This window comes from Hymenobacter sp. DG25B, from assembly GCF_000801315.1.
Classification (GTDB): domain Bacteria; phylum Bacteroidota; class Bacteroidia; order Cytophagales; family Hymenobacteraceae; genus Hymenobacter.
On sequence record NZ_CP010054.1, the window covers coordinates 758428 to 783174 of the forward strand.

21 protein-coding genes are annotated in these 24747 nt (G+C 55.0%); 14 read left to right on the forward strand and 7 right to left on the reverse strand.

Annotation, left to right across the window (positions count from 1 at the left end; genetic code table 11):
- Window positions 1-24 precede the first annotated feature (24 nt).
- From PK28_RS03270 to PK28_RS03280, 3 genes are all read right to left on the reverse strand, one after another.
- Window positions 25-975, reverse strand: a complete 951-nt coding sequence (locus tag PK28_RS03270; protein WP_044511370.1) for a cation diffusion facilitator family transporter — start codon at window positions 973-975, stop codon at window positions 25-27.
- A gap of 107 nt (window positions 976-1082) precedes the next feature.
- Complete coding sequence (locus tag PK28_RS03275; RefSeq protein ID WP_048825520.1) at window positions 1083-3485, reverse strand: TonB-dependent receptor; 2403 nt, start codon at window positions 3483-3485, stop codon at window positions 1083-1085.
- A gap of 179 nt (window positions 3486-3664) precedes the next feature.
- Window positions 3665-4045, reverse strand: a complete 381-nt coding sequence (locus PK28_RS03280) for a hypothetical protein (RefSeq protein WP_044511375.1) — start codon at window positions 4043-4045, stop codon at window positions 3665-3667.
- A 405-nt stretch (window positions 4046-4450) separates the two neighbouring features.
- Between PK28_RS03280 and PK28_RS03285 the strand changes: the two genes are divergently transcribed.
- A complete protein-coding gene (locus tag PK28_RS03285) occupies window positions 4451-4912 on the forward strand; it encodes a hypothetical protein (protein WP_044511378.1) in 462 nt (153 codons plus the stop codon).
- A 139-nt stretch (window positions 4913-5051) separates the two neighbouring features.
- Here PK28_RS03285 and PK28_RS03290 read toward each other — a convergent pair whose 3' ends face one another.
- Complete coding sequence (locus PK28_RS03290) at window positions 5052-5351, reverse strand: YidH family protein (RefSeq protein ID WP_044511380.1); 300 nt, start codon at window positions 5349-5351, stop codon at window positions 5052-5054.
- A 198-nt stretch (window positions 5352-5549) separates the two neighbouring features.
- Between PK28_RS03290 and htpG the strand changes: the two genes are divergently transcribed.
- Window positions 5550-7382 carry a molecular chaperone HtpG gene (gene htpG / locus PK28_RS03295; RefSeq protein WP_044511381.1) on the forward strand — a complete coding sequence of 611 codons (1833 nt, stop codon included), beginning with the start codon at window positions 5550-5552 and terminating at the stop codon, window positions 7380-7382.
- Between the two features lie 158 nt (window positions 7383-7540).
- On the forward strand, window positions 7541-8494 hold the full coding sequence (locus PK28_RS03300; protein WP_044511382.1) for a toxin-antitoxin system YwqK family antitoxin: 954 nt from the start codon (window positions 7541-7543) through the stop codon (window positions 8492-8494).
- A gap of 9 nt (window positions 8495-8503) precedes the next feature.
- On the opposite strand, the gene PK28_RS03305 is transcribed toward PK28_RS03300, so the two are convergent.
- On the reverse strand, window positions 8504-8863 hold the full coding sequence (locus tag PK28_RS03305) for a YraN family protein (RefSeq protein ID WP_044511383.1): 360 nt from the start codon (window positions 8861-8863) through the stop codon (window positions 8504-8506).
- 132 nt (window positions 8864-8995) lie between these two features.
- On the opposite strand from PK28_RS03305, the gene PK28_RS03310 reads away from it, so the two are divergent.
- From PK28_RS03310 to porN, 11 genes are all read left to right on the forward strand, one after another.
- On the forward strand, window positions 8996-9997 hold the full coding sequence (locus PK28_RS03310) for a bifunctional phosphoglucose/phosphomannose isomerase (protein ID WP_044511387.1): 1002 nt from the start codon (window positions 8996-8998) through the stop codon (window positions 9995-9997).
- A gap of 127 nt (window positions 9998-10124) precedes the next feature.
- Window positions 10125-10850, forward strand: a complete 726-nt coding sequence (lipB, locus tag PK28_RS03315; RefSeq protein ID WP_044511388.1) for a lipoyl(octanoyl) transferase LipB — start codon at window positions 10125-10127, stop codon at window positions 10848-10850.
- Window positions 10851-10857: 7 nt separating this feature from the next.
- On the forward strand, window positions 10858-11274 hold the full coding sequence (locus tag PK28_RS03320) for a hypothetical protein (protein ID WP_044511389.1): 417 nt from the start codon (window positions 10858-10860) through the stop codon (window positions 11272-11274).
- Between the two features lie 69 nt (window positions 11275-11343).
- Window positions 11344-12399 (forward strand): MraY family glycosyltransferase, encoded by a 1056-nt coding sequence (locus PK28_RS03325; protein ID WP_044511392.1) that lies wholly within the window; start codon window positions 11344-11346, stop codon window positions 12397-12399.
- 12 nt (window positions 12400-12411) lie between these two features.
- Window positions 12412-13581, forward strand: a complete 1170-nt coding sequence (locus PK28_RS03330) for a DUF4271 domain-containing protein (RefSeq protein WP_082016934.1) — start codon at window positions 12412-12414, stop codon at window positions 13579-13581.
- 91 nt (window positions 13582-13672) lie between these two features.
- Window positions 13673-14506 (forward strand): uroporphyrinogen-III synthase, encoded by an 834-nt coding sequence (locus PK28_RS03335; RefSeq protein WP_044511393.1) that lies wholly within the window; start codon window positions 13673-13675, stop codon window positions 14504-14506.
- 125 nt (window positions 14507-14631) lie between these two features.
- Complete coding sequence (locus PK28_RS03340) at window positions 14632-15624, forward strand: PorP/SprF family type IX secretion system membrane protein (protein ID WP_044511398.1); 993 nt, start codon at window positions 14632-14634, stop codon at window positions 15622-15624.
- Window positions 15625-15864: 240 nt separating this feature from the next.
- Window positions 15865-16884, forward strand: coding sequence for a T9SS ring complex lipoprotein PorK/GldK (gene porK, locus PK28_RS03345; RefSeq protein WP_044511399.1), 1020 nt, complete (start codon window positions 15865-15867; stop codon window positions 16882-16884).
- 109 nt (window positions 16885-16993) lie between these two features.
- Window positions 16994-17758, forward strand: a complete 765-nt coding sequence (gene porL, locus PK28_RS03350) for a type IX secretion system motor protein PorL/GldL (RefSeq protein WP_231576209.1) — start codon at window positions 16994-16996, stop codon at window positions 17756-17758.
- Between the two features lie 108 nt (window positions 17759-17866).
- Window positions 17867-19402 (forward strand): type IX secretion system motor protein PorM/GldM, encoded by a 1536-nt coding sequence (gene porM / locus PK28_RS03355; RefSeq protein WP_231576244.1) that lies wholly within the window; start codon window positions 17867-17869, stop codon window positions 19400-19402.
- Between the two features lie 46 nt (window positions 19403-19448).
- On the forward strand, window positions 19449-20354 hold the full coding sequence (gene porN / locus PK28_RS03360) for a type IX secretion system ring subunit PorN/GldN (RefSeq protein WP_044511409.1): 906 nt from the start codon (window positions 19449-19451) through the stop codon (window positions 20352-20354).
- 76 nt (window positions 20355-20430) lie between these two features.
- On the opposite strand, the gene uvrC is transcribed toward porN, so the two are convergent.
- Window positions 20431-22248: an excinuclease ABC subunit UvrC gene (gene uvrC / locus PK28_RS03365; RefSeq protein WP_044516147.1), complete on the reverse strand. Its 1818-nt coding sequence runs from the start codon at window positions 22246-22248 to the stop codon at window positions 20431-20433.
- A gap of 144 nt (window positions 22249-22392) precedes the next feature.
- A complete protein-coding gene (locus tag PK28_RS03370) occupies window positions 22393-24729 on the reverse strand; it encodes a penicillin-binding protein 1A (RefSeq protein WP_082016935.1) in 2337 nt (778 codons plus the stop codon).
- Window positions 24730-24747: the final 18 nt, after the last annotated feature.

Below are 24747 nucleotides of genomic sequence, written 5' to 3' on the forward strand. Positions count from 1 at the left end.
TTTAGAAAAGAGGTAAAAACAGGCTTAGCTGCTGACGGTATTGCTAACCGGGCGAACCTCGCAAACATCGGAAGCACACCCGGCGGGCGAGGCTTCTTCAATCTGAATGGTGGCGTGGCCGATGTGGAACTGGTGCTGCAAATCGTCCTGCAACTGGTGTAGAAAGGTGTTATCGTGGGGGTAGCCCGGGCGTACCAAATGCACCGTGAGGGCCGTTTCCTGGGTACTAAGGGGCCATACGTGCAGGTGATGCACCTGCTGCACGCCGGTTTGCGCCAGCAGGAAGCGCTGCACGGCCTCCAGGTCAATGTTATTGGGAACGGCCTGCAGACTAAGCTGCATGGTTTCGCGCAGCAGCCCCCAGGAGCCAAAGGCCACAATACCCAGAATAACAAAGCTGATGGCCGGATCGAGCCAGAGCCAGCCCGTCCAGTACACCAGCGCCCCGCCCACCACCACGCCTACTGATACCAAAGCATCGGTGAGCATGTGCAGGTAGGCGCCGCGCACGTTCACGTCGCCGTGCTGGCCGCGGCTAAACAGCCAGGCCGTAAAGCCATTCACCGCAATGCCAATTCCGGCCAGCAGCATCACCAGCTGCCCGTTTACCGGCGCCGGGTGCCGCAGGTGGTCTATGGTATCCCACAGAATAATGCCTAAAGCCACATACAGCAGCGCCGCGTTCACCAGGGCGGCCTGAATAGTAATGCCTTTAAAACCATAGGTATAGCGCGCCGAGGATGGCCGCCGGGCCAGTAGCATAGCACCCCAGGCCAGGGCCAGACTCAGCACATCACTCAGGTTGTGGCCCGCATCAGAAAGCAGCGCCGAGGAGTTAGCCCATAAACCGCCTGCGGCTTCAGCGGCCACAAAAGCCAGATTGAGGACAATGCCCCAGCCAAAAGCCCGCCCGTATTGCATGGGTGCCGCTGCGCCATGCTGGTGGCCGTGCCCGTGGTTGTGTGCGTGCGCCATTTGAAATTCGGTGAAAAGAAGGGAGAAGATGAAAAGAGCAGAATGCTCAGCTACTTAAACGGAAGTTGGGCGGGCCTGGCCGAAGCAGCCCGCCAAAGTCCGCCTGGCTACTCCCCGGTATTCATGGTCCAGGATAGCGGCACTACCAGTTTTACACTCACATTGCGGCCCATGTTAAACACACCTCTTCGCCCATTGGCTTCATTATAAGCAGCGTATTTTAAGCGGCTGAGGTGACTCTGGTAGCCCGCATCCAGCAGGTTGTTGCCTGTTAGGTACAGGGAAAACAGTGTTTTGCCCCGGGCGTTGAGCACATCAGAACCCAGGCCGGCATTAAGGAGCGTGTAGCCGGGCGTGCGGGTTTCGGTTTCGTAAGCGGAGAAAAAGCGGTTTTGGGCGAAGGTGTATTCCACGCCCAGCCGGGCATAGAGGTTAGCCAGGCGCGAGGTGCCCACCTTCCGGAAGTTCACGCGCACCTCCGACTGCAGCCGGTCGGCAGGAATCATGGGCAGGTAGCGCAGGCTGTCGGGCTGGTGTAGCTGCACGGCCCGCACCATGGAAAAGCTGTTTTCAAAGTGCAGCCAGTCCAGGGGGTGAGGGTGCAGGTCCAGGCTGATTTCGCCGCCGGCCAGGCGGGCGTTGCCTTGCCCGTAGCGGAACACCGGGTCCCCATCCACGGAAACGGAGTCGGCTAGCCGGGTGGGGAAAACGTAGTTCCGGATGCCGTTGCGGAAGGCATCTACTGTGAGGCCCACGTGGTCGGATGTGAAACTTACGCCGCCATCCAGCTGCAGACTGGTTTCTGCTTTCAGGTTTGGGGCCCCAATTTCATAGCGAATGGTGCCTTCGTGAATGCCGTTGGAGCCCAGCTCGGCAATGTTAGGCGCCCGGAAGCCCCGGGAAGCATTGGCTTTTAATACCAGGTTTTCGGTGAGACTGTAGGCCCCGCCCACACTACCGGACACGTTGCGGAAAGTAGACGTAAAATCGGCGAACTTCTGCTCGCCCAGCGGAGCGGGTATCGGCTCTTCTTCTGCCCCCAGATAAAGCGCATCGGCTGAGATATGGCGCAAATCGTAGCGCAGGCCACCGCTCAGGTCCAGGGCGCCGAAGGATTTTTTGGTGACGGCAAACAGTCCCCCATCCAATAGGCGGTAGGCCGGAATGAGAAATTCTACGCCTTTGTTTACGTTCTCCTGGCGCATGCCGCTTACCCCTACTGTGGTGTTCCAGCCGTTGCGCTCGGGCAGGAAATAGCGCAGTGCGTAGTCCACAGTGCGCAGCTGGAAATACAGGCCGGGAGTGTTGGGGGCTTCTACCTCGCCGTATTCCCGCCGCAGATTCTGCTGCCAGCCCACATTCAGGGTAAACCGGTGCTGGCCAAAAATCAGGTTGTTTTCTGTGCCCACGCGCAGGTGGTTGATGCGCTGATAAGGCACCGCAATAGCGTAGCCGCGCAGGTCCTCATCGGGCACCGTTTCATACCCTTCATCGGCGGGCCCAATGCCGGGACGCACAAAGCGGCCCGTAACCGGGTGCCGGTCGCCTTCCACCAAGCCAATGCGCTGGTTAAAAGAGCTAAAGGTGAGGTGCGAGTAGCCCCAGCTTTTATTGAGGCCCACGTAGCCATTGCCGTTCAGCTCCCGGAAGCCAGAGTTGTACACCCGGCCATCGTAGCGGTTCTGGTAGTTGCCGGCCACTTTGCGGCTGCCGCGCACCAGCCAGTTAAAGCCGTGGCGGTTACCGGCATTCATCAAAGAATAGCCCTGCTGATGGTTGTTGGTCTGGTAGCCGGCGGCCGCTTCCAGCAGCACTTTGCCATCGTCTACGGGGTCGGGGGCCAGAAAATTCACCACGCCAGCCATGCCATCGGAACCGTAGAGCAGGCTGCCGGGGCCTTTAATTACCTCGGCCCGGTCAATGCTGTATTCATCTATTTCGATGCCGTGCTCATCGCCCCACTGCTGGCCTTCCTGCTTGGAACCGTTATTCAGGGTGATGACGCGGTTGCCGCCCAGTCCCCGAATCACGGGCTTGCTGATGGCGGCACCGGTGGTAATCTGGGACAGCCCGGGCGTGTGCGCAATGGCATCCACGGCATTGGTAGAAGCCGACTGGTTTAGGCGGGCATGGTCAATAACGGAGGTGGGCACTGGCGAGCGGCGCATTTCCGTACTGGCTGATACCCCCGTAACCACCACCTGCCCAATTTCGGTGTCGGCGGGGGTAAGGGCTATTTCCAGCGGAGCAGCACTGCCGGTTTCCACGGACCGTGCTACCGTGCTGTAGCCAATAAAGCGCACCTGAATGAGAAAGCGCCCGCGGGGTAGGTTATTGAAACGAAAAGTGCCATCGGCAGCCGTGCTGGTGCCTTGTTTAAGGTCGGGGAACAGGACGGTAGCGCCCGGTAATGGTTCCTGGGTGCGCTGGTCCAGCACACGGCCGGTAACGGGCGTCGTGGTGGGCTTTACCTGCCCCAGGGCAGCGTTGCTGAGAAGCAGGCAGCTCATTAAAAAAAGAAGTATTCGAGCCATATAGAATGGACGGAGAGCAAAGTCAGGAAAAAGGAAATTGGACGGAGTACGCCCTGGAAAAGCCGGCGTTATCTCCTGCCAGCCTCGGCATAAGCCAGCCTGGGTCAGCAGCAAAGTGCCCCAAGGGGATGACCCATAGGTTGCGGTGCTGCCCCTTAGGAAAGTTGGTGCGGAGCGGTTGCCGGCGGCCCCCGCAGCTTAATGCTGCTAACGCGGCTTACCGGCCGCTGCAATACCCATATGGCCAGTTGGCTGGTGCCATAGCCTACCACGGGCTGGGGCAGCTCTGGCGGAAGGCCGGGTTGAAACGCTGCCGAATAAAACTGATCAATGGGGCAGTGCTGGTGTTTGGTAGTAAGGGCTGCCTTAGGGCGGGCGCCCGGCTTATGCGGCGCAAACGACACCTCTTTGTGTGTGTGCTGGTGCGTGTGCAGAGCCAGAATCCAGGAATCGGGCAGGAGTACGCGCAGAAAGCACAGCAGCAGCCAGAAAGCCAGCCGGGGGCGGGAGATGCGTACGTCTAACAGAAGCCTCACAACAAATCAAACATACTGACTTTCCGGCAGTAGGTGGAAGGGCAAGGACGGATTTATGGCCGGGGAGTTGTTCGGTAAGAGTCACAAAACCATAACCGCCTCATCATCTTGCAGTAATACTCTGGCAGTACTTTTGTGTTGCCTGCTGATATAACCCCTGACCTATGAAACGACTTACCCGCTTTTTACTGCATCGTCTCGCCGTTCGCATCCGCCCATCGGCCCCGGCGGTTAACCCAAAGGATGAACTTTTTGTGTAAATAATTGCCCTATTCAGTTATAATAGTAGGAGGAAAATTCTATTTGTTTTGACTTATTGTCTTTTCGACGAATTCATGTCCAAGTCCTAAAAGCGGCGCGTACTTTTACCCCATCAGTGAGGAGAGAAAGTTACGTGCCGCCAGGATGATATTTACCCGAAAATCTCTGTATTTACAGTACCACGAGCCCTTAAAGCTTCTGCGTTGGCAGTGGCAGGGCCCCCTGAGTCAGGCCCGTTTTGAGGAGGCTTTTCAGGAGCTGCTGTTTATTACTCTGCACTATGATGTGCAGCGCTGGATGGCCGATACACGCGGCCTGCCGCCCCTGGGGCCGCAGGAGCAGGCCTGGCTTAGTGAGGAGTGGCTACCGGAGTTCGGGCTGAATACGGCGGTGCATCATCTGGCTCTTATTCTGCCAGATAGTCTGCACAACCAGTTAATATTGGAAACCGCCCTTCACGAAGCCCATCAGTATGACTGCGGGCTTATTCAGTTCTTCAACTGTGCGCCGGCCGCATTGGACTGGCTCACGCGAAGCCCTGATGAGGCCGAACTGCTGGAGCGCCAGTGGCAGTTAAGCGTAGGTGCCCGTAAGCAGGTAGCTTAGTTCCTGTTTACTTCTTTTCAATAATCTTGCCCCGTATGCGGCAGGGTTACTTGAATCATGCGCCATAGTGCTAAATAAAGCAGCTGCTGTTACTTGCTTGATTAAGGAAGTTGTGCCAGAATAATTATATAAAAATGATTTAAACGGCCGCCGTAGTATTCGGGAAGGTTTCTGTTGCATCCTGACTCATATGGGCAGTTTTTTGGCGGTAGCGCAGCCAGCCGGCTACTATCACGCCTACGCCTATGGGCACCAGCGCCACGCCGACCCACACAAAGAAATTATCCCGGAAAAATTGAATCAGGGAGAACCCCGCTACAATTAGCGTCATGGCGGTGCGCACGTAAGCCAGCATGGTGCGCTCATTGGCCATGTGCGTGCGTTCCAGGGCCATTAACTCACGAAAATCACGGCGGGAAACAGTGCGGAAAGGTGCCATGGGAAAGAAGCAATACGGTGGATGGGGCGGAGAGTCAGGATTACATACGCAAAGCGGGCTGGTCGAGGTTTGAGAATGTCAATCTGACAGCGAAGCCAGGCGTGGAACGTGTTTTGAAGCGCGGTACCCGACAGCCTCCACTCTTACCAGAGCTGGCGGTAAGTCCGGTTTTTTGTTTCCACCCTTTGCCAAAGCGTTATGCAAGAGAAAGGTAGCATCTCGATTCACACCGAGAATATCTTCCCCATCATCAAGAAATTCCTGTACTCCGACCACGAAATCTTCCTGCGGGAGCTGACGTCCAATGCTGTGGATGCCTCCCAAAAGCTGAAGAGCCTGGCGCAGCTCGGCGAGTTCAAAGGCGAGCTGGGCGACCTGACCGTGAAGGTGAGCCTGGACAAGGAGAAGCGCACCATCACCATCTCCGACCGGGGCCTGGGTATGACGGGCGAGGAAATCAAGAAGTACATCAACCAGATTGCCTTCTCCGGTGCCACCGAGTTTGTGGAGAAGTATAAGGAGAAGGATGCCGCCGCCAAAGACCAGATTATTGGTCAGTTTGGTCTGGGCTTCTACTCCGCCTTCATGGTGGCCAAGGAGGTGGAAATCTTCTCCCGGAGCTATAAGGAGGGCACCGAAGCCGCCCACTGGGTGTGCGACGGCAGCACCGAGTTCAGCCTGGATACCGCTGACAAGGCTGACCGCGGCACCGACGTGGTGCTGCACGTAGCCGAAGACTCCGACGAGTTCCTGGAGCCGGCCCGCCTGCGCACCATCCTCACCAAGTACTGCAAGTTCCTGCCGATTCCTATTGAGTTCGAAGGTGAGGTCATCAACCAGACCACGCCCATCTGGACCAAGCAGCCTTCGGAGCTGACGGACGAGGACTACACCAAGTTCTACCAGGAGCTGTATCCTTTCTCGGAGCCGCCGCTGTTCTGGATTCACCTGAACGTGGATTATCCATTCAACCTGACGGGCATTCTATACTTCCCTAAGGTGAAGGACGAACTGCAGTTTCAGCGCAACAAAATCCAGCTCTACTCGCGGCAGGTGTTCATTACCGATGAGGTGAAGGACGTGGTACCCGAGTTTCTGATGCTGCTGCACGGCGTTATTGACTCGCCCGACATCCCCCTGAACGTGTCCCGCTCGTTCCTGCAAGCCGACGCCGCGGTGCGCAAAATCAATACTTACATCACCAAAAAGGTAGCCGACAAGCTGGCCGAGTTGTTCCGCAAAGACCGCGCGGGCTTCGAGGAGAAATGGTCGGATATTGGGCTGTTCGTGAAGTACGGCATGCTCTCGGATGAAAAATTCTACGAGAAGGCTAAGGATTTTGCCTTAGTGAAAAACACGGCGGGCAAGTTCTTCACCTTGCCCGAGTACCAGGAGTTCATCCAGGCTAACCAGAAGGATAAGAACGAGCAGACGGTAGTGCTTTATACCACCGATGCGGAGGCCCAGCACAGCTTCGTGGAAGCTGCCCAGGACCGCGGCTACGATGTGCTGGAGCTCAACGGCCCGCTCGACTCGCACTTTATTGGTCAGCTGGAGCAGAAGCTGGAGAAAACCACCTTTAAGCGGGTGGATGCCGATACCATCGGCAAGCTCATTGAGAAGGCGGAAACCACCGAAAGCGTCCTCAGCGACGAAGAGAAAACGAAACTGCAGCAGCTCTTCGCCAAGGCCATTAATAACGAGCAAATGCACGTGCAGGTAGAGGCCCTGTCGCCGCAGGATGCCCCCGTTATCATTACGCTGCCTGAGTTCATGCGCCGCATGAAGGATATGCAGCGCACCGGCGGTGGCGGCGGCATGCAGATGTTCGGCTCCCTGCCCGACTCCTACACGGTAAGCGTAAACGCCAACAACGCCGTAGCCCAGCGGGTACTGAAAGCCTCCGACGAGGATGCTGCCCGCTTGGCCCGTCAGGCCTTCGACTTAGCACTGCTGGCTCAGGGTATGCTGAAAGGTGAAGCCCTCACGCAGTTTGTGAAGCGTAGCGCCGAGCTGCTGGCCGCTGAGTAAGCGGTGAAATAGTGAAATGGTGAGTTTGATGTTCTATTGGCGCTAATGGCGCGTTCAGAACGTCAAACTCACCATTTTGCATTTTCACCACTTCACCTTTTGGGGCACCAAATCCGGCTATATTTACGTTCGTTGCTCCGAATACTTTCATACTTCTGATGCGCCCATTCCTTTCGTCGGTGGGGGTGGGGCTGCTGCTGTTAGTGGCGGCCTGCTCGCCCAAAACCGTTTCCTTCTCCAGCAAGCCGGAGCAGCCCCAGCTGGCCGCCGGCCTGGATACGCTCACCACTGCCCGCGATACGACCAAAGCGCCGTCCTTGCTGGCGCGGGCGGGGCTTACCAAAGAGCAGGAGAAAAAGGCCAAGGAGCAGGAAAAAGCCAACCAGCGCAAGCCCAAGAAGAAAAAGAACGTTTTCCTTGGCGAGCCTATTAAGAAGGGCTACACGAAATCGGGCCCCAAAGGCAAAAACCAGGTTATTGAGATTTTCTACTACCTGAAAAATTTTCAGCAGCCTAACGCCTACGCCCCGGCCCGCTACTACTTCAATCAGCGGAAAGGCAAAATATTTAAAGCCGCCGGCGAGCTGGACCCCGCCACCGATAAAGTGCTGCACGGCCCTTACAAAAAGCTGCAGGGCGGCAAAGTGGTGGAAACCGGCTTTTACGCCGTGGGCACGCGCCATCTGCGGTGGGAGAAATACAATAAAGAGAACATCCTGCTCAGCAAAACCCACTATGAAATGGGCTTCCCGCGGGATGCAGTTATCTCCTATTATGATGGGGAGCGGAAGCAGATAAAGGAAGTAGTGCCCTATGAAAATGGCAAGCTGGAAGGTGACTACGTGCGCTTTCTGGAAAATGGCAAGCGCGACTGGGACGGGCAGTTTGAGAACGGCAAGAAAGTAGGGGAGTGGACCAAGTACTGGGGTTTCCGGAACACCAAGGACCGCCGCCACTACGTGTACCAATACGGCGAAACCGGCTACGACCCCGAAGTAACCGAACCCGAGCTAATCCGGGAATATAACCGCAACTCCGTGCTGATTTACGAGAAGGATAAGCTGGACAAGCGCGGTCAGCCTGACCTTTCCCGACCCGGTGCCAAAAACTAAGCTCAGGCGCTAATAAAACGCATCCTCAAAATGCTCGATGCGGAAGCCGGCACCGCCTGGCGTCACGGCCAGAATATCGAAGCGGATATCACCGGTCCAGTTCAGCTCTTCCTGTAGCTGCTCGGCGGCCAGCCGGAAAAGCTGCTGCTTGCGGACGGTTACAAACGTTTCGGGGTAGCCAAACTGGCTGGAGGAACGGGCTTTCACTTCTACAAACACAAGCAGCTTATTGCCCTGGCGCACTACCAGGTCCACTTCGGCGCGGCGGTAGCGGTAGCCGCGGTGCACTAGCTCATAGCCCAACGCAGTCAGGTAATCGGCCGCTGCTTCTTCGCCGGCCCGGCCTAACATATGAGCAGCAGAAGTCATAATGGCTTTAATAAAGCGTGGTAGGGCTGATGGCTGCCCGATGGGATAAAAGCCGGCGTACCGCCGGCTTTGAATTGGCGTTGGGTCTAAAACTAGTACCTTTGCGTGTTTTCCGCGAAATTCCAGATACTTATGAAGACACTAGTCGAGCAGTTTAACGAGCAAATGAAGGACGCCATCCGCATCGGACAGGCCAGCCAGATTACCATAGAGAAGAAAGCCTACCGCAATGTGGTCATTGCCGGCATGGGCGGATCAGGCATTGGCGGCAGCGTAGTGCAGTCTATTTTGCTTGATAAGCTGCCGGTTCCTGTGTCGGTAGTGAAAACCTATAATATCCCCGGTTTTGTAAACCAGGATACCCTGTTCATTGCCTGCTCGTTCTCCGGCAACACCGAGGAAACGCTGGCGGGCATGGAAGAAGCCCAGCAGAAAGGCGCCACCATTGTGTGCGTAACCACCGGCGGCCAAATGCTGAAGCTGGCTCAGGAGCACAAGTATCCCACCATTGTGTTCCCCGGCGAAACCAAGATGCCCCGTGCCAACATCGGCTACTCGGCGTTCCAGTTGTTCTTCGTGCTGGAAGCAGCCGGCCTGATTGATAACTCCTACCTGGCTGATCTGCACGAAGCCGTTGCGCTGGTAGAAGAAACCGAAACCGCTGTGCGCGAAGAGGCGCAGGTTATCACCGGTGCTCTTTATGAGCGGCTGCCCATCGTATATGGTGATGCCCTATTGGAGTCTACCGCCGTGCGCTTTCAGCAGCAGGTAAACGAAAACTCCAAGCAGCTGTGCCACGTGAACAGCTTCCCGGAGATGAACCACAATGAAATTGTGGGCTGGGAATTCCCCACCAAAATCCTGACCGCCACTACCGTGCTCTTCCTGCACTCGGCCTTCGACCACAAGCGCGTAGCCCAGCGTATGGAGCTGTGCCGCCCCGTGTTTGAGGCCCAGGGCGCTAAAGTGCTCGACGTAACCGCCAAAGGCAAGTCCCTCACCGCTCAGATTTTCTACCTGATTCACCTGCTGGACTGGGTAAGTATTTACCTGGCCGAGAAAAACGGTACCGATCCGGCGCCCGTGAAGGTGATTGACAAGCTGAAAAATCAGCTGTCGGCGCAGCCAGCCTAAGCTGGCTTAGAGTGGAGTAGCCCGTTTTTCGGGCCTGGCGTTTGATTTTCCCGGCATGGATTCTCTCTATAGTTCCTGCGCTGTTACCAGCCCCGCTCCGGCCCCCGTGGCCGGAGCGGCGGCGGCAATGCCCGGCCAAAACCGACAAATTAAGGTGGAGCGCCTGGGGTTGGTGGACTATGCGTCTACCTGGGCCTATCAGGAACAGTTGCTGGCGGCGGCGTTGGCGGTTAAAACCCGCAACCGGCTGGCCGCTGAATCCGGCGTGCCTTTGGAGCCTACGCCTAACCACCTGCTGCTGTGCCAGCACCCCCACGTGTACACGCTGGGCAAAAGCGGCAAGCCTGAGCATCTGTTGCTCGATGAAACGGCTTTAGCCGCGCACGGCGCCACGTTCCACCGCATCAACCGCGGCGGCGACATAACATACCACGGTCCCGGCCAGCTGGTGGGCTACCCCATCCTCGACCTCGATAACTTCTTTACTGACATTCACCGCTACCTGCGGGTGCTGGAAGAAGCCGTTATCCTGACGCTGGCCGAGTATGGCCTGCGGGCCGGCCGCATTGCGGGGCTCACCGGCGTATGGCTGGACTTTGAGGAAGGCGCATCCAACCCGCGTAAGATTTGCGCTATGGGGGTGAAGTGCAGCCGCTGGGTAACCATGCACGGCTTTGCCCTCAACGTCAATCCCGATCTGTCGTATTTCGGCCATATCGTGCCCTGCGGCATTACGGATAAGGCCGTCACCTCGCTGCAGCAGGAGCTGGGCCGCGCCGTACCCATAACGGAAGTAGAAAACCGCCTGTTGCCCCATTTGGCCAACTTATTGCAGGCCGATTTGATCAGCTAAGTCCTTTATGAAAGACGATATTATCTTCGATCCGGTGGAAGGCGTTTCGGTGGCAGTAGTGCCCGATGAAGCTGCTGCTACGGAAGAAGGCAAGCAGGGCTGGCAAGTATACCTGCTGAATCATAACGATTTTCCCTTGCGGAACGTCATCGTAAGCTCTAATGGCTACGGTGTGCAGCCCAGTGGTGAAACGGTGCGTACCTCCACGTTGCGCCACGTTATTCTGGAAGTAGAGCCACACACCGCTGTTCCCATTGAGCCCATTGACCCAGACCTGTTTCATTTGAATAACCAGTACTGGGTGAGCTATTATCGGGGCTCGCAGATTTTCGATAAGAAGTTCATCTTTGTTCCCGACTCCATTGTTCCCGAAAATCTTACCCGCATTGCCCTTCTTCACCGGGAAGGTGTATTGCATAGTTAAGCTTCGGGAGTTATCCGCAAACCACGCACCGGGCTTCTGGCGTAATTGCTTAACTTCGGGCCCTGCCATATGACTGCATTAGGTATTTCGCTGAGTCTCTCGTTTTTGTGGGCGTTTTTGGTAGCACTGTTCGCGGTGCCTTCCATTATATACATTGCTCACCTCAAGAATATGCTCGATGCGCCCAACCTGCGCACGGTGCATGAGTCCTTGACGCCCCGCTTAGGCGGAGTGGCCGTCTTTGCCGGCTTTATGTCGGCCCTTACCATTTTCGGAAACCTAGCCAATGGCGTGCAGCAGCTTTTAGCGGGCTGTATTGTGCTGTTTTTCGTGGGGCTGAAAGATGACCTGGTGAGCATCTCCGTCTCCAAAAAGTTTGTGGGTCAGCTGCTGGCCACCGGCGTGGTTATGATTATGGCCGACATCCGGATTACCAGCTTTCAGGGCATACTAGGCATTCAGGAGCTGCCCATCGGCATCAGCTACGCTATTACGTTCATAGCTATTGTAGGTATTACCAACGCCATTAACCTGATTGATGGCCTGGATGGGCTGGCCGGTACCATCGTGCTCATCATTGTAAGCACATTGGGTTATTTCTTCTTCCGGTATGGTGGCGAGCGGTACGGCAACTACGTGTACGTTTCCGTGTGTGTGATTGGGGGGCTGATAGGTTTCCTGCGCTACAACTTTCACCGGGCCACCATTTTTATGGGCGATACCGGCTCCCTGGTTTGCGGGTTTATTGTTTCGGTGCTCACCATTCAGTTTATTGAGATGCGGCAACCTTTCCCGGATGCTGCACCTTCTGTAGCGGCTGGTATCCTCTTTGTACCGCTGTTTGATACGCTGCGTATTTTTATTGTGCGCATGATGGCCGGCCGCTCCCCCTTCTCGCCCGATAAAAACCACGTGCACCACCGTATTCTAGCCATGGGCTTTCAGCAGATCAGTACCGTTATGCTGCTGGCTTTGCTGAATATTCTGGTGATTCTGTTTGTTATCAACTTTGCTTACCTGGGTAATACCTTGCTGATAGTGTACCTGGTGGCTTTCTCGGTAGCGTTGAGTGTGTTTCTGGGCGTGTACCAGAGCCGGAGTGCCCGCCAGCGGGTGGCTTCTTAAACAGGTAAGCAGATGCCAGCGGGGCGTTATCAGTGGTGGTATGGGATAGTAGTAGGAATACTGCTGCTGGGACACACGGCGCTGGCCGCCGAGTATCGCCCGTTGCCCCCGGCTCCGCAGCAGGGCCTGACCAACGACTGGCTGATTTACAATCCGGCCCAGAACCGCCTCACGCTCTACCTGCCCGATTATCACCCGCCGGCCCATGCTTACTACCAATGGGTTAGTCTGAAGTGGGGCCAGCCGGTGCCCATTACCTTCACGGCCCGGCAAAACCTCAGCCTGTTTCTGGATAACCGGTTGGTATTTACCGCGCCGGAAGCGGGCGTGTTTTCCCTGGATCTGGCCCGCTTGATTCCGCCTGGCTCGCCGGCGGCCCGGCACCTGTTGTGCGTATGGCATCCCGATGAATCGCCAACCTACACCTCGTTCGTCAATACGGTGCCGCAGCCGGCTGTTCAGCAGGGGCAGGCGGCTAATGCACTGCTGCCCCAGGAGCGGGTGCCCGGTCCCCAGAATGTATATATCGTATTTCTGCTGCTGATTGGGCTGGGCTACGGCGGCATTCGGGCCACTTACCGCCCGGGCTTTACCCGCATTTACCAGCTAAGCAGCTTCTGGAGTAACTCCTCCACCGACCAGGATTTTCTGATTAAGCCCACCATTACCTGGCTTAACCTGGTGCTGGTGCTGGTGTTCTCGCTGTCCTTTGCGCTGCTCCTGGTGGCTATTCATACCAGTGTGCAGGACGTGCCCCTTATCCGGCGGCTCTTCAACGTGCCGGAATCGGCGCTGGTGGTGCGAGTGCTGCTGTATACTGGCCTCATTGCCGCCTTCGTGCTGCTGAAATATCTGTACCTGCAGGTAATGGGGTACATTTTTGACGTGTCGGGGCTGGTGATGGTGCAGTACCGGGAGTTTATCCGCACTATTCTGCTGATGGGCCTGGTGCTGCCCTTTGTTATGCTGCTCTACCTGGCCCTGAACTCCTCTGCCCCCTCTATGGTGCTGTGGGTTTCTAATGGGGTGGTTGCCTTGCTATTACTGGTAACGGTTCTACGCATCGGCCGAACCCTGAATCAACGAGCCTCGCTCCTAAATCTGCATTTGTTTTCGTACCTTTGCGCCACCGAAGTCCTGCCCTTTATTGTGCTGCTCAAAATCATCGTTTTTCCTTACTAATCAAGGGGTTATTGGTGAAACATAGTTGTCGATAATAGTTTTAGCACCTCACCGTTCCTCTTATAGCCCTAGATTTACGCTCTTTTTTACTATGGCCGAAAACAAAGATAACCCGGGGACTGGCCGTCACGCCAAGCGCATCTCCAGCATCCTTGTCACCCAGCCTAAACCTACCGGCGACGTTTCCCCTTACTTCTCCATTGCCGAGAAATATGGTATTAAAGTTGATTTCCGGGAGTTTATTCAGGTAGACCCGGTGTCTTACAAAGACTTCCGGAAGGAAAAAGTTAATTTTCTGGAGCATACGGCAATCATTTTCACCAGCCGCAATGCCGTAGACCACTTTTTCCGCATTTGTCAGGAGGCCAAGATTGAGATGCCCGCCGAGATGAAGTATTTCTGCATCTCGGAGCAGACGGCTAACTACCTGCAGAAGTACATTGTACTGCGCAAGCGCAAGCTGTTTGTGGGCAGCCGCACCGCCGCCGACCTCTTCGACGTAATCAAGAAGCACAAAGGCGAGAAGTTCCTGTACCCTTGCTCTGACATCCGTAAGGATGATATTCCGGAGTTCATGCGGGCCAATAACTTCAAGTTTACCGAGGCCGTCATCTACCGCACGGTAGCCAGCGATCTATCGGATCTGTCGGATGTGAAATACGATTGTATTGCCTTCTTCAGTCCTTCCGGTATCAGTTCGCTGTTCATCAACTTCCCTGATTTCGTGCAGGACGGCACCCGTATTGCTGCTTTCGGACCTACGACGGCCAAAGCCGTGCTGGACGCTGGTCTGGAGCTGGATATCCAGGCGCCTCATCCCAACGCGCCCTCTATGACAGGTGCTATTGAGCAGTATATCCTTTATCATTCCGGTGCCGCCGAGCAGAGCAATGCGAAAAGCAAAGTAGGTAAACCGAGCAGCTAGTTTGCTCGTTGAGGCAGAGGAGCCTGCTTGCAGGCTCCTTCTCTTTCGCGTGACGTTTTTTTGTTACATTTGAAAGAGAAGAAATCCAGCCCCAAATTATCTCTTACTTCTATTCGGTTGCAGTTATGAAGGGATCAGTACTTACTGTTCTTCTGCTATTTATAGCGGCCGGTTTCGCTTTGGGGCAGCAGCAGCCCCAGTTTACTCAATACGGCTTTAATGGCATGTATCTGAATCCGGGGTATGCCGGGGTAAAAGGATACGGTGAAATAACTACTATAGGCCGTTACCAATACGTAGGATATAATGCTTCTGTAGACGCGGGAGGCTCTCCCCAAACCTATTTGCTTTCGGCTTCCGTTCCGCTTAAGCTCCTGCATGGCGGTTTGGGCATAAACCTGTATAAGGACAAGATTGCCGAGACGGATGTTACTACCGCTAACTTATCCTATGCCTATCATTTAAAGATAGGCGAAGGCACGCTAGGGCTTGGGGTGCAAGGTATCCTCACCAATATTCATCAGGGCAACTTCCGCCCGGTCGAGCCGAATGATCCGGCGGTGCCGGTAGAAAGCTCGGACCGTAAATTTGATGCTGGCGCAGGGGCGTGGTATGAAACCGAATCTTATTATGCGGGCCTGAGCGTTAACAACCTGTTACGGTCAGAGTATAAGTTTCAGAACTTTCGGGGCAACACAGACTCAGCCCGGGTGATTGGCGAAAACCACGTCTATCTGACCGGCGGTTATAATATTCAGGCTACTTCTTCCGTTGTTGTTACGCCAACGGTTCTGGTTAAAATGGTGTTGCCAGGTAAGGTGGGAGACTCGGGCAAGTTTGCTCAGGATAAAACCTCCTTTGAGCTGGGCGCCCGGGCCACCTTCAATGATAAGTATTGGGGCGGAGTTGGCTACCGTTTTCAGGAGTCTTTCAACGCATTGGTAGGAGTAAGTTTTGCAAAGGATAACGCATTCAAAGTGGGCTATGCATTTGATTTTATTGCATTCAACCAAGATGCTCGTGCATTGAGCTCTCATGAAATAATGCTTTCTTATCGGTTGCCTAAGCCTGGTAATATTCTGCGGCCAGCAATTCGTACTCCGCGCTACAGCTTTTAGGACTTGTACGTATATTAGGCGTGCTGATGGGGTAGGGTGGATTTAAGCGAATACATTCCCCCGCTACGCCTGCAAGAAGTTGAACTACTTCTATTTATCCGGTGTAAATAGGGTTTCGCAGACAAGTTGGTAATGTTAAACGAATAACTTGTTTGCGTTTGTTTAAAGTACTAAATTTGCCAGCTGCAAAAATTGTAATCTTTGGTTATTGCCTCCTAGTAAGTCTTTCGGTTCCTGACTATGAACAAGCTTTTCGTATTGCCTCTCGTTGCCATGTCGGCACTGCTCCTGGGAGGGTGTGGTTTTGGTAAAGGGCCTCAGGGCGACCTATACGGCTCCGAGGATCGGCCTGAGTTTAACCCCCAGGAAGTTCCGTATGGTATGGTACCCTGCCCCGGTGGCACCTTCCACATGGGCCAGACCGACCAGGATATTTCTGCCTCTATGGTGAACATGAACAAGCAGGTAACTATTGCCGGCTTCTACATGGATGAAACCGAAATTACCAATAATGAATACCGTCAGTTCATGGATGCTATCCGGCAGGATTCCATCGATGTGCTGGGCGAAGAGTATGTCATGACGGAACTGTACCCTGACACCACGGTTTGGGTACGGGACTTCACCTACCACATGGGTGACCCGCTGATGGAGTATTACTATACCCATCCCGCGTTCGACGATTATCCGGTAGTGGGCGTAGACTGGTTTGCCGCCAAGTATTTCTGCAACTGGCGCACCAAGCACAAGAATGCCTCGAACGAAGAAGTGGGTCTGGCGCCAACGCCAAACTTCCGCCTTCCTTCGGAAGCTGAATGGGAGTACGCCGCTCGTGGTGGCCGCGACCTGGCTACCTATCCCTGGGGCGGTCCTTACCTGCGTAACTCCAAAGGCTGCATGCTGGCCAACTTCAAACCCGGCCGTGGCGACTATGCTTCCGATGGCTTTGCTTACACTTCCCCGGTAGGCGCCTTCTTTCCGAACGACTTCGGCCTGTATGATATGTCCGGTAACGTGTCGGAGTGGTGCGATGATGCTTACATGGAAGCCTCGGTACCGGTAGTATGGGATTTGAACCCCACCAACCCCGACGATAACGAGCCCCGCAAAGTAGTGCGCGGTGGTTCCTGGAAAGACATTGCCTACTTCCTGGAGACCGGTGCCCGCAACTTCGAGTATCAGGATTCGGCCCGCTCTTATATCGGTTTCCGCACGGCCATGATTCAGATTGGCATGGGTACCAACAATGCTTTGAACTAAGCCCTCTTTCGTTCCAACTTATTTAGTGTTTTAACAACCTTCACCTTTTCTTTTCAACAACACAAGTACAATGGCACAAAAAGGCGGCAGTTTTCTATATGACGTATTAATGCCGAAAATTTACGGCATTGGGGCAGCAGTAGTTATCGTGGGAGCATTGTTCAAAATTGAACACTGGGCTGGCGCTGACTTGATGCTGATTGTGGGCTTGAGCACGGAAGCTGTTATCTTCTTCCTGAGCGCCTTCCAACCCCAGCACAAAGAGCACGATTGGTCACTGGTGTATCCTGAGCTGAGCGAAGGCTACGACCCTTCTACCGGCAACCCCAGCTTCTCTACGGACAATGGCAAAGGCCTGACCCGCAAGCTGGATGATATGCTGAAAGATGCTAACGTAACCCCCGAAGCTATTTCTTCCCTGGGTGCCGGCCTGAACCGCCTGAGCACCACCACGCAGCAGCTTTCGTCGCTGGGCGAGGCTACCAACGTAACCGACGAGTATACCGCTAAGGTTCGTACCGCTGCTAACTCACTGGAGCGCATCAACGAAGCCTATTCCAACACGGTAGAAGCTATTACGGCTATGTCCAGCGCTACTTCTGATGCCAAGGAATACCACTTGCAGGTACAGAACGTAACCAAGAACCTGGGCGCTCTGAACGCAGTGTATGAAATGGAACTGCAGGATGCCAACACGCACCTGAAGTCCATGAACAAGTTCTATGGCACGCTGAGCCAGGCCATGGAAAATCTGACCGAAGCCGGCAAAGAAACCGAGCAGTTCAAGCAGGAAGTAACCAGCCTGACGAGCAACCTGACCTCGCTCAACCGCGTGTACGGCAACATGCTGAACGCTATGCGTGCTACCAGCTAAGCAAGCTGAGTAGTAAGAGCATTAAACGTTTCAGTTCCACTAGTTTTAGAATAGGAAGATACGATGGCGGGAGGTAAAGAAACTCCACGGCAGAAGATGATTGGCATGATGTACCTGGTACTGACTGCGCTTCTGGCCCTACAAGTAAACTCCGCGATTCTGCTCAAGTTCAAGTTTTTGGACGACAGCTTGCTCGGAGTAAATGGAAAAACGGCGACAGCTAACCAAGGTGCTGTAAAAGGTATTGAAGCCACGGTTGCTAAAAACCGGAATCAGGCGCGTGACCTTGCCATTCTCAAGCAAAGCCAGGAAGTACGTGAGCGTACCTCCAAAATGGTAGGCTACCTGCGTGATATTCGTGAGAAGCTATTAGTTGCTACTGAGAACCAGGGCAAGAATGCTTTCAAGAATATGAGCATGGAAGATAAAGTTGCCATCACTATGATTGGCGGCAAAAAGAATGGTCTGGCTTACCCCCTGAAAGATGAGTTGAACAACTACGCTACCTACATCAAGCAGTTTGTACCAGAAGCTGGTCCACTGGCACTTGATGCTGGCCAGGATCCGAACGTGCTGGAGCCCAGCCAGAAGAGCAAAAACTTTGCTGAGCTGAACTTCGAAAATACTCCGATTGTAGCCGCGCTGGCTACTCTTTCGCAGAAAGAAACCGAAGTGCTGAAGTACGAGTCGGATGCTTTGAACAAGCTGGCTTCGCAGGTAGGTGCTTCTACAATTGTATTCGACAAGGTAAATGCTTTTGCTAGCGCCGAGTCCAACACGGTAGCAGCCGGTACCAAGTACAAAGCCGAACTGTTCCTGACGGCTTCCGCCAGCAACCTGCGTCCTTCCATGACCCTGAACGGCTCGCCGCTGCCAGTTGGTCCCGATGGCAAAGGCAAGGTAGAGTTCACGGCCCGCCCCGGCAGCTTTGATGCTGCTGGCAACGCCAAGGCTTCCTGGACCGGTACCATCCGCTTCAACCAGAACGGTCGCGATACTACCTTCAAAGTGACCGTGCCGTACACCGTTACCAAACCGGTAATGCAGATTCAGTCGGCTTCGGTACAGGCCCTGTACTTCAAGTGCGGCAACAAGCTAAGCGTACAAGTGCCCGCCCTGGGTGCGCAGTATGATCCAAGCTTCTCGGCTTCCGGTGCTTCTACCATCAAAGGCTCGGCTAAAGGTGAAGTAACCCTAGTGCCCAACTCGCGTGAGGTAACCCTGAATGTAAGCAGCGGTGGCAACGCCATTGGCTCGCAAACCTTCCAGGTGCGTCCTATTCCTAAGCCGGAAATCAAATGCGTAGTAGGTGGCCGCGAAGCCAACGAAAAGCAGGGTACCCCGGTAACGGCGGTGCGCAACATGAGCCTGAAGGCTATTCCGGATGCCGGTTTTGCTACTTTCCTGCCGGAAGATGCCCGCTACCGGGTAACCCGCTATGAAGTAACGCTGGTACGTGGCAAGCGCCCTGCTATGCCTACCCGCACTGTCAACGGCCCTGATGTTAACCTGACCGACGTGGTAAACACCGCTCGTGAAGGTGACCGTCTCTACATCGAAGTAAAAGAGGTGCAGCGTATGAACTTCCAGGGTAACACTGAGGAAGTAAAAGTGTCGAAGCAATTCAATATTCCGCTGATCTAAGCGTTACTCTGCTGAACTAAGTGCTGCGCTTTTTTGATTATCTGGTATGAACAAATTCCTTTCCTTCGCCGCCCTGGTGGCCGGCCTGACGCTGTCGGTGTCAGCTTCGGCTCAGGAACAAGCCACTACTGCGAGCAGCAACGGCTCGTACCGCCCGATTCCGAATTCGGACATCATGTTCCGGAAGACCATCTGGCGTGCCATTGACCTGCGCGAAAAGCAGAACAAGCCTATGTTCTCGCAGGGTAATGAGATTACCAAGGTAATTATGGATGCAGTGCGCCGTGGTGAGCTGCAGGCGTATCGTAACGACTCGCTGACCACTACCTACACGCCGCAGGAAGTTTCTTCCAACGCCTCGTACGCTGAAGCCAGCGCTGGCCTGAGTGAGGAAGAGAAAGCTGCCGGTTTTACGGATGCTGACGCTGGTTTTGGTGCTTCGGATGATGGCTGGGGTGCCCCGGCGCCTAAAAAAGGTGCCAAAGGCAAAAAGGCCGTAGCGAAAGCTGCGCCGGTTGCTCCCGCCAGCTACGAGTACCGCCCCAAGGACATCTACCAGATGGAATTGAAAGAGGATATGATCTTTGACAAGAAACGGTCACGGATGTATCACGACATCAAAACCATTACGCTGTTGGTGCCCTCTACGCTTTCCTCGAACACCTCCGGCATTGAAAAGCCCATTGGTACGTTCAAGTACAGCGACCTGGTACGCGTGTTCCGCAACAACCCGGACAAAGCCATCTGGTTTAACCCCCAGAACGATGCCCAGCACAAGAACCTGGCCGATGCTTTCGAACTGTGGCTGTTCAACTCGTACATCGTGAAGGTTTCTAACCCGAACGACTCGCGTCTAGACGACATCTACGGTGGTGCTCAGCAAGGCATTCTGGCCTCGCAGCAAGCTGCGTCCGACCTGATTGAGTACGAGTATAACCTGTGGAGCTTCTAAGCCTCAGCAGTAACTCTGATGCTAAAAAAGCCCCGGCCAGCTGGTCGGGGCTTTTTGTTTCCGGATAGGTCAACGGTTAGCTTTCGGCAGGTGCATCCTGCTGCGCAAAATAATCCAGCAGCACCCGGGCTTTGGCCTTACCAACCTCGGCAATGAGCTCCGCTTCCGTCAACTCCTTAATTTTCTTGACGGATTTGAACTTAGTGAGGAGCTTATCAGCCGTCACCGGCCCAAGGCCTTTTACATCCGTCAGCTCAGTCTTGAGCGTGGCCGCGTCGCGGCGGGAACGGTGGAAGGTGATACCAAACCGGTGGGCTTCGTCGCGCATGCGCTGAATAAGGCGTAGCGTTTCGCTCTTCTTGTCGATGTATAGTGGAAGCGGGTCGTTGGGCACGTAGATTTCCTCCAGGCGCTTGGCAATGCCAATAATGGGTATCTGCCCCCACAGGCCCAGATCCTTTAGCGCCTTCACGCCCATGCCCAGCTGGCCCTTTCCGCCATCCACAATTACCAGCTGTGGCAGGCTGGCCCCCTCATCTATCAGGCGGCGGTAGCGGCGCGTCACGATTTCGTACATCGAGTCAAAGTCGTTGGGGCCGACGACGGTTTTGATGTGGAAGTGCCGGTAGTCCTTTTTGCTGGGCTTGGTATTGCGAAAGCACACCATGGCCGCCACCGGGTTGTCGCCCTGAAAGTTGGAGTTGTCGAAGCACTCAATGTGCTTGGGCAGGTCTTTGAGGCGCAGATCCTTCTTCATGGTTTCCATGATGCGGACCTCGTTTACATCCTTGCTCCGGTCGTTCATGCTCTCCTTTTCCTTGCGGAGGTACATGACGTTCTTGATGCTGAGCTCCAGTAGCTTGCGCTTGTCCCCAATCTGGGGCTGCGTAATTGTTACGCCGGGCAACGGCAGCTCCGGCAGTGCCACGTTGGTCAAAATCTCCTTCGACTGGCTTTCAAATTCCTCCCGCATCTGCATCACCATGGAAGCCAGAATCTCATCGTCGGGCTCATCCAGCTTCTTCTGCACCTCCACGGACTGCGTGAGGATGATGCTGCCGTTCATCACTTTCAGATAGTTGATAAAAGCCAGCTTCTCATTGGCCGCGATGCTGAACACATCAATGTTTGAAAGCGAAGCATTGACGATGGTGCTTTTCGCCTGAAACTCGTCCAGCCGGTCGAGCTTCTGTTTGAACTGATGCGCCAGCTCATACTGCTGATCCTGCGCTGCCTGGGTCATTTTCTCCCGGAAGTATTGCTTGGGAATAGTCAGGTTGCCGTTCAGGATATTGCGAATCTGCTGGATGTACTGGTTGTACGTTTCCTCATCTTGCAGCCCCTCGCAGGGGCCCTTGCAGTTGCCCAGGTGGTACTCCAGGCACACTTTAAACTTGCCGGCCTCAATGTTCTGGGGCGCCAAGTTGTAGGTGCAGGTACGCAGCGGATACAGGGCCCGAATCAGTTCCAGCAGCACGTTCATGGCGGTCAGGTTAGCGTAGGGGCCGTAGTAGCGGCCGTCGCCGGGGCGCTTGTTGCGGGTAGGAATCAGGCGCGGAAACCGCTCGTTGGTGAGCAGCAGGTAGGGGTAGGTCTTACCATCTTTCAGTAGGATGTTATACTTGGGCTGGTGCTGCTTGATGAGGTTATTCTCCAGCAGAAACGCATCCGACTCCGAGTCAACGATAGTAAACTCGATGCGGCGGATATTCTTGACCAGCTGAATGGTCTTCTTGTTGTGGTCCTGCTTGGTGAAGTAGCTGCTGACCCGTTTGCGCAGATCAATGGCTTTGCCCACGTAAATGATAGTATCCTCGTCGCCGAAGTATTTGTACACGCCGGGGCGGTGCGGCAGCTGGCGGATTTGCTCCTGTATTTGGGCGTTGGCGGCCATAAAATGCGGAAAGATGACTACTGCGGAATACTCCGATTCCGGCTTTTTGTTTGCCTGGGCTAAAGTGGGCTGCCCATGGTAAGAAAGCAAAAGTGGCAGATGTAGAACACCTGCCACTCCCGTTTTGCACCCGTAGGGCAGCAATTAAATATCCTGGTCGTTCAGATCCTGTAGGTCGGTCTGGTTCAGCTTCTGATCAGAAGGAATCGTGTCCCGCTGCCCACCGTAGTAGCGCGAGCAGTCTATTTCCACGCTCAGCGGTTGGGCCGGCGCGGGGAAGTCGGCGGTGCTGATGCCTATTTCCTTGTTATGGGCATACACCTGCTTCATAAACAGGCCATAAATAGGCAAGGCCAGGCGCGAGCCCTGCCCGTAGGCACCGGTGCGAAAGTGAATACTGCGGTCCTCGCCGCCCACCCACATGCCACACACCAGGTCAGGCGTCATACCCATAAACCAGCCATCGGAGTAGTTGGAGGTGGTACCGGTTTTGGCCGCAATCTGGTACGGAAACTTAAAGCCACCGCGCAGAATGATGGAGGTGCCGCCTTGCTCTTCCACGGCGCCGCGCATCATATACGTCATGAGGTAGGCCGTTTCCTCGCTCAGGGCCTCTTTGGTCTGAGGCACGAATTCGCGTAGTACATTGCCGTTTTTGTCTTCAATGCGGGTAACCATCATGGGCGCCGTCCAGACGCCTTTGTTCACGAAGGTGCTGTAGGCACCGCTCAGCTCGTAAATGCTTACATCGGAAGAACCAAAGCCTACGGAAGGCACCGCCTCAATGGGCGAGGTAATGCCCAAACGCTTGGCGTAGGCCACCACCGTTTCCGGCCCCAGTTTCTGCACCAGCCAGGCCGTGATGGAGTTCATGGAGCGGGCCAGAGCCTGCCGGAGCGTAAAGGTGCGCCCGCTGAATTTGCCTTCGAAGTTCTGGGGCGTATAGGCCTCCCGCCCCGCTACGGCGGGGAAGGTGGTAGCCACGTCGGGGCGCTGGTAGCAAGGCGAGTAGCCCTGGTCGATGGCAGCTACATACACGAAGGGCTTAAACGTGGAGCCCGGCTGGCGCTTGCCCTGCTTCACGTGGTCGTACTTGAAGTACTTGTAGTTGGTGCCGCCCACCCAGGCCTTAATCTGGCCGTTCAGCGGGTTCATGGCCATAAAGCCAGCGTGCAGGTAGCGCTTATAGTAAGCCAGGGAGTCCATCGGCGACATGAGCACCTCTTTCTCGCCCTTCCAGGTAAACACCTTCATCTTGTACTTCTTATTCAGATAGTACTTAATAGAATCAGGCTGGCCTTCATAGCGGGCGGCCAACGACCGGTACCGCTCCGTGCGCTTGATGGCCGTGCTCAGGAAGTTGGGGATGAGCTTGCCGTTCTCATCGCGCCAGGGCTGCTGGCCTTTCCAATGGGCATCAAACCACTTTTGCTGCAGCTTCATGTGGTCGGCAATGGCCGTTTCCGCATATTTCTGCATGCGGGAATCAATGGTGGTATAGATTTTCAGGCCATCGGCGTACAGGTCGTGGTCGGTTTCCTTGGCCCATTCGCGCAGCATCTTGCTTACTTCCATGCGGAAGTAGGGTGCAATGCCCTCGTTCTGGTTTTCCACCTTGTAATCGAGCTTAAGCGGCTTGGCTACCGCCGCCGTATAGGCAGGGGGCGTGATGTAGCCATACTTCTGCATCTGGCTCAGCACCCAGTTGCGCCGCTTTACGGAGCGCTCCGGGTTGCGCACCGGGTTAAACCACGAAGGGCCGTTCACCAGCCCCACCAGCAGCGCCGATTCTTCCAGTTTCAGATCCTGGGGGCGCTTATTAAAGAAGGTTTTAGCCGCTGTATGCACTCCAAAAGCATTGGAACCATACTCGGCTGTGTTTAAGTACATGCGCAGGATTTCCCGCTTGGTGTAGTTGCGCTCCAGCCGCACCGCCAAAATCCACTCTTTAGTTTTGGTGATGAGCATGCCGATACCCGGGGTTTCGTTCAGGCGGCCGTCGTTCAGGTCTTCGCGGGTGCGGAACAGCATTTTGGCCAGCTGCTGCGTGAGCGTACTGGAACCCCGCCGAATGCGGCCGGAAGCTACGTAGTAGGGAATAGCCGCCATGCCTTTCAGGTCGATGCCCGAGTGATTTTCGAAGCGCACGTCCTCGGTAGCAATCAGCGCATCTACCAGGTTCTGGGGTAGGTCATCGTAATCAACCGGGGTGCGGTTTTCGCGGAAATACTTGCCCATCAGCACGCCATCGGCAGAATATACCTGCGAGGCCAGCTCACTCTTGGGGTTTTCCAGGGTGCGCAGGTTGGGCATGCTGCCGAACAGGTTCAGCAGGTTCACGCTAACGGCCCACACAAACACTACGGCACCCACCAGCCCCAGCACCAGCAAAACCCATAGGGTGCGGGTGAAAGCGGCAAAGCGGCCGGTACGAACCGGTTTACGGGGAGCAATTTTAGGCTTGGCAGCAGAATATGCCATGGAGGATATTTAAGAAGC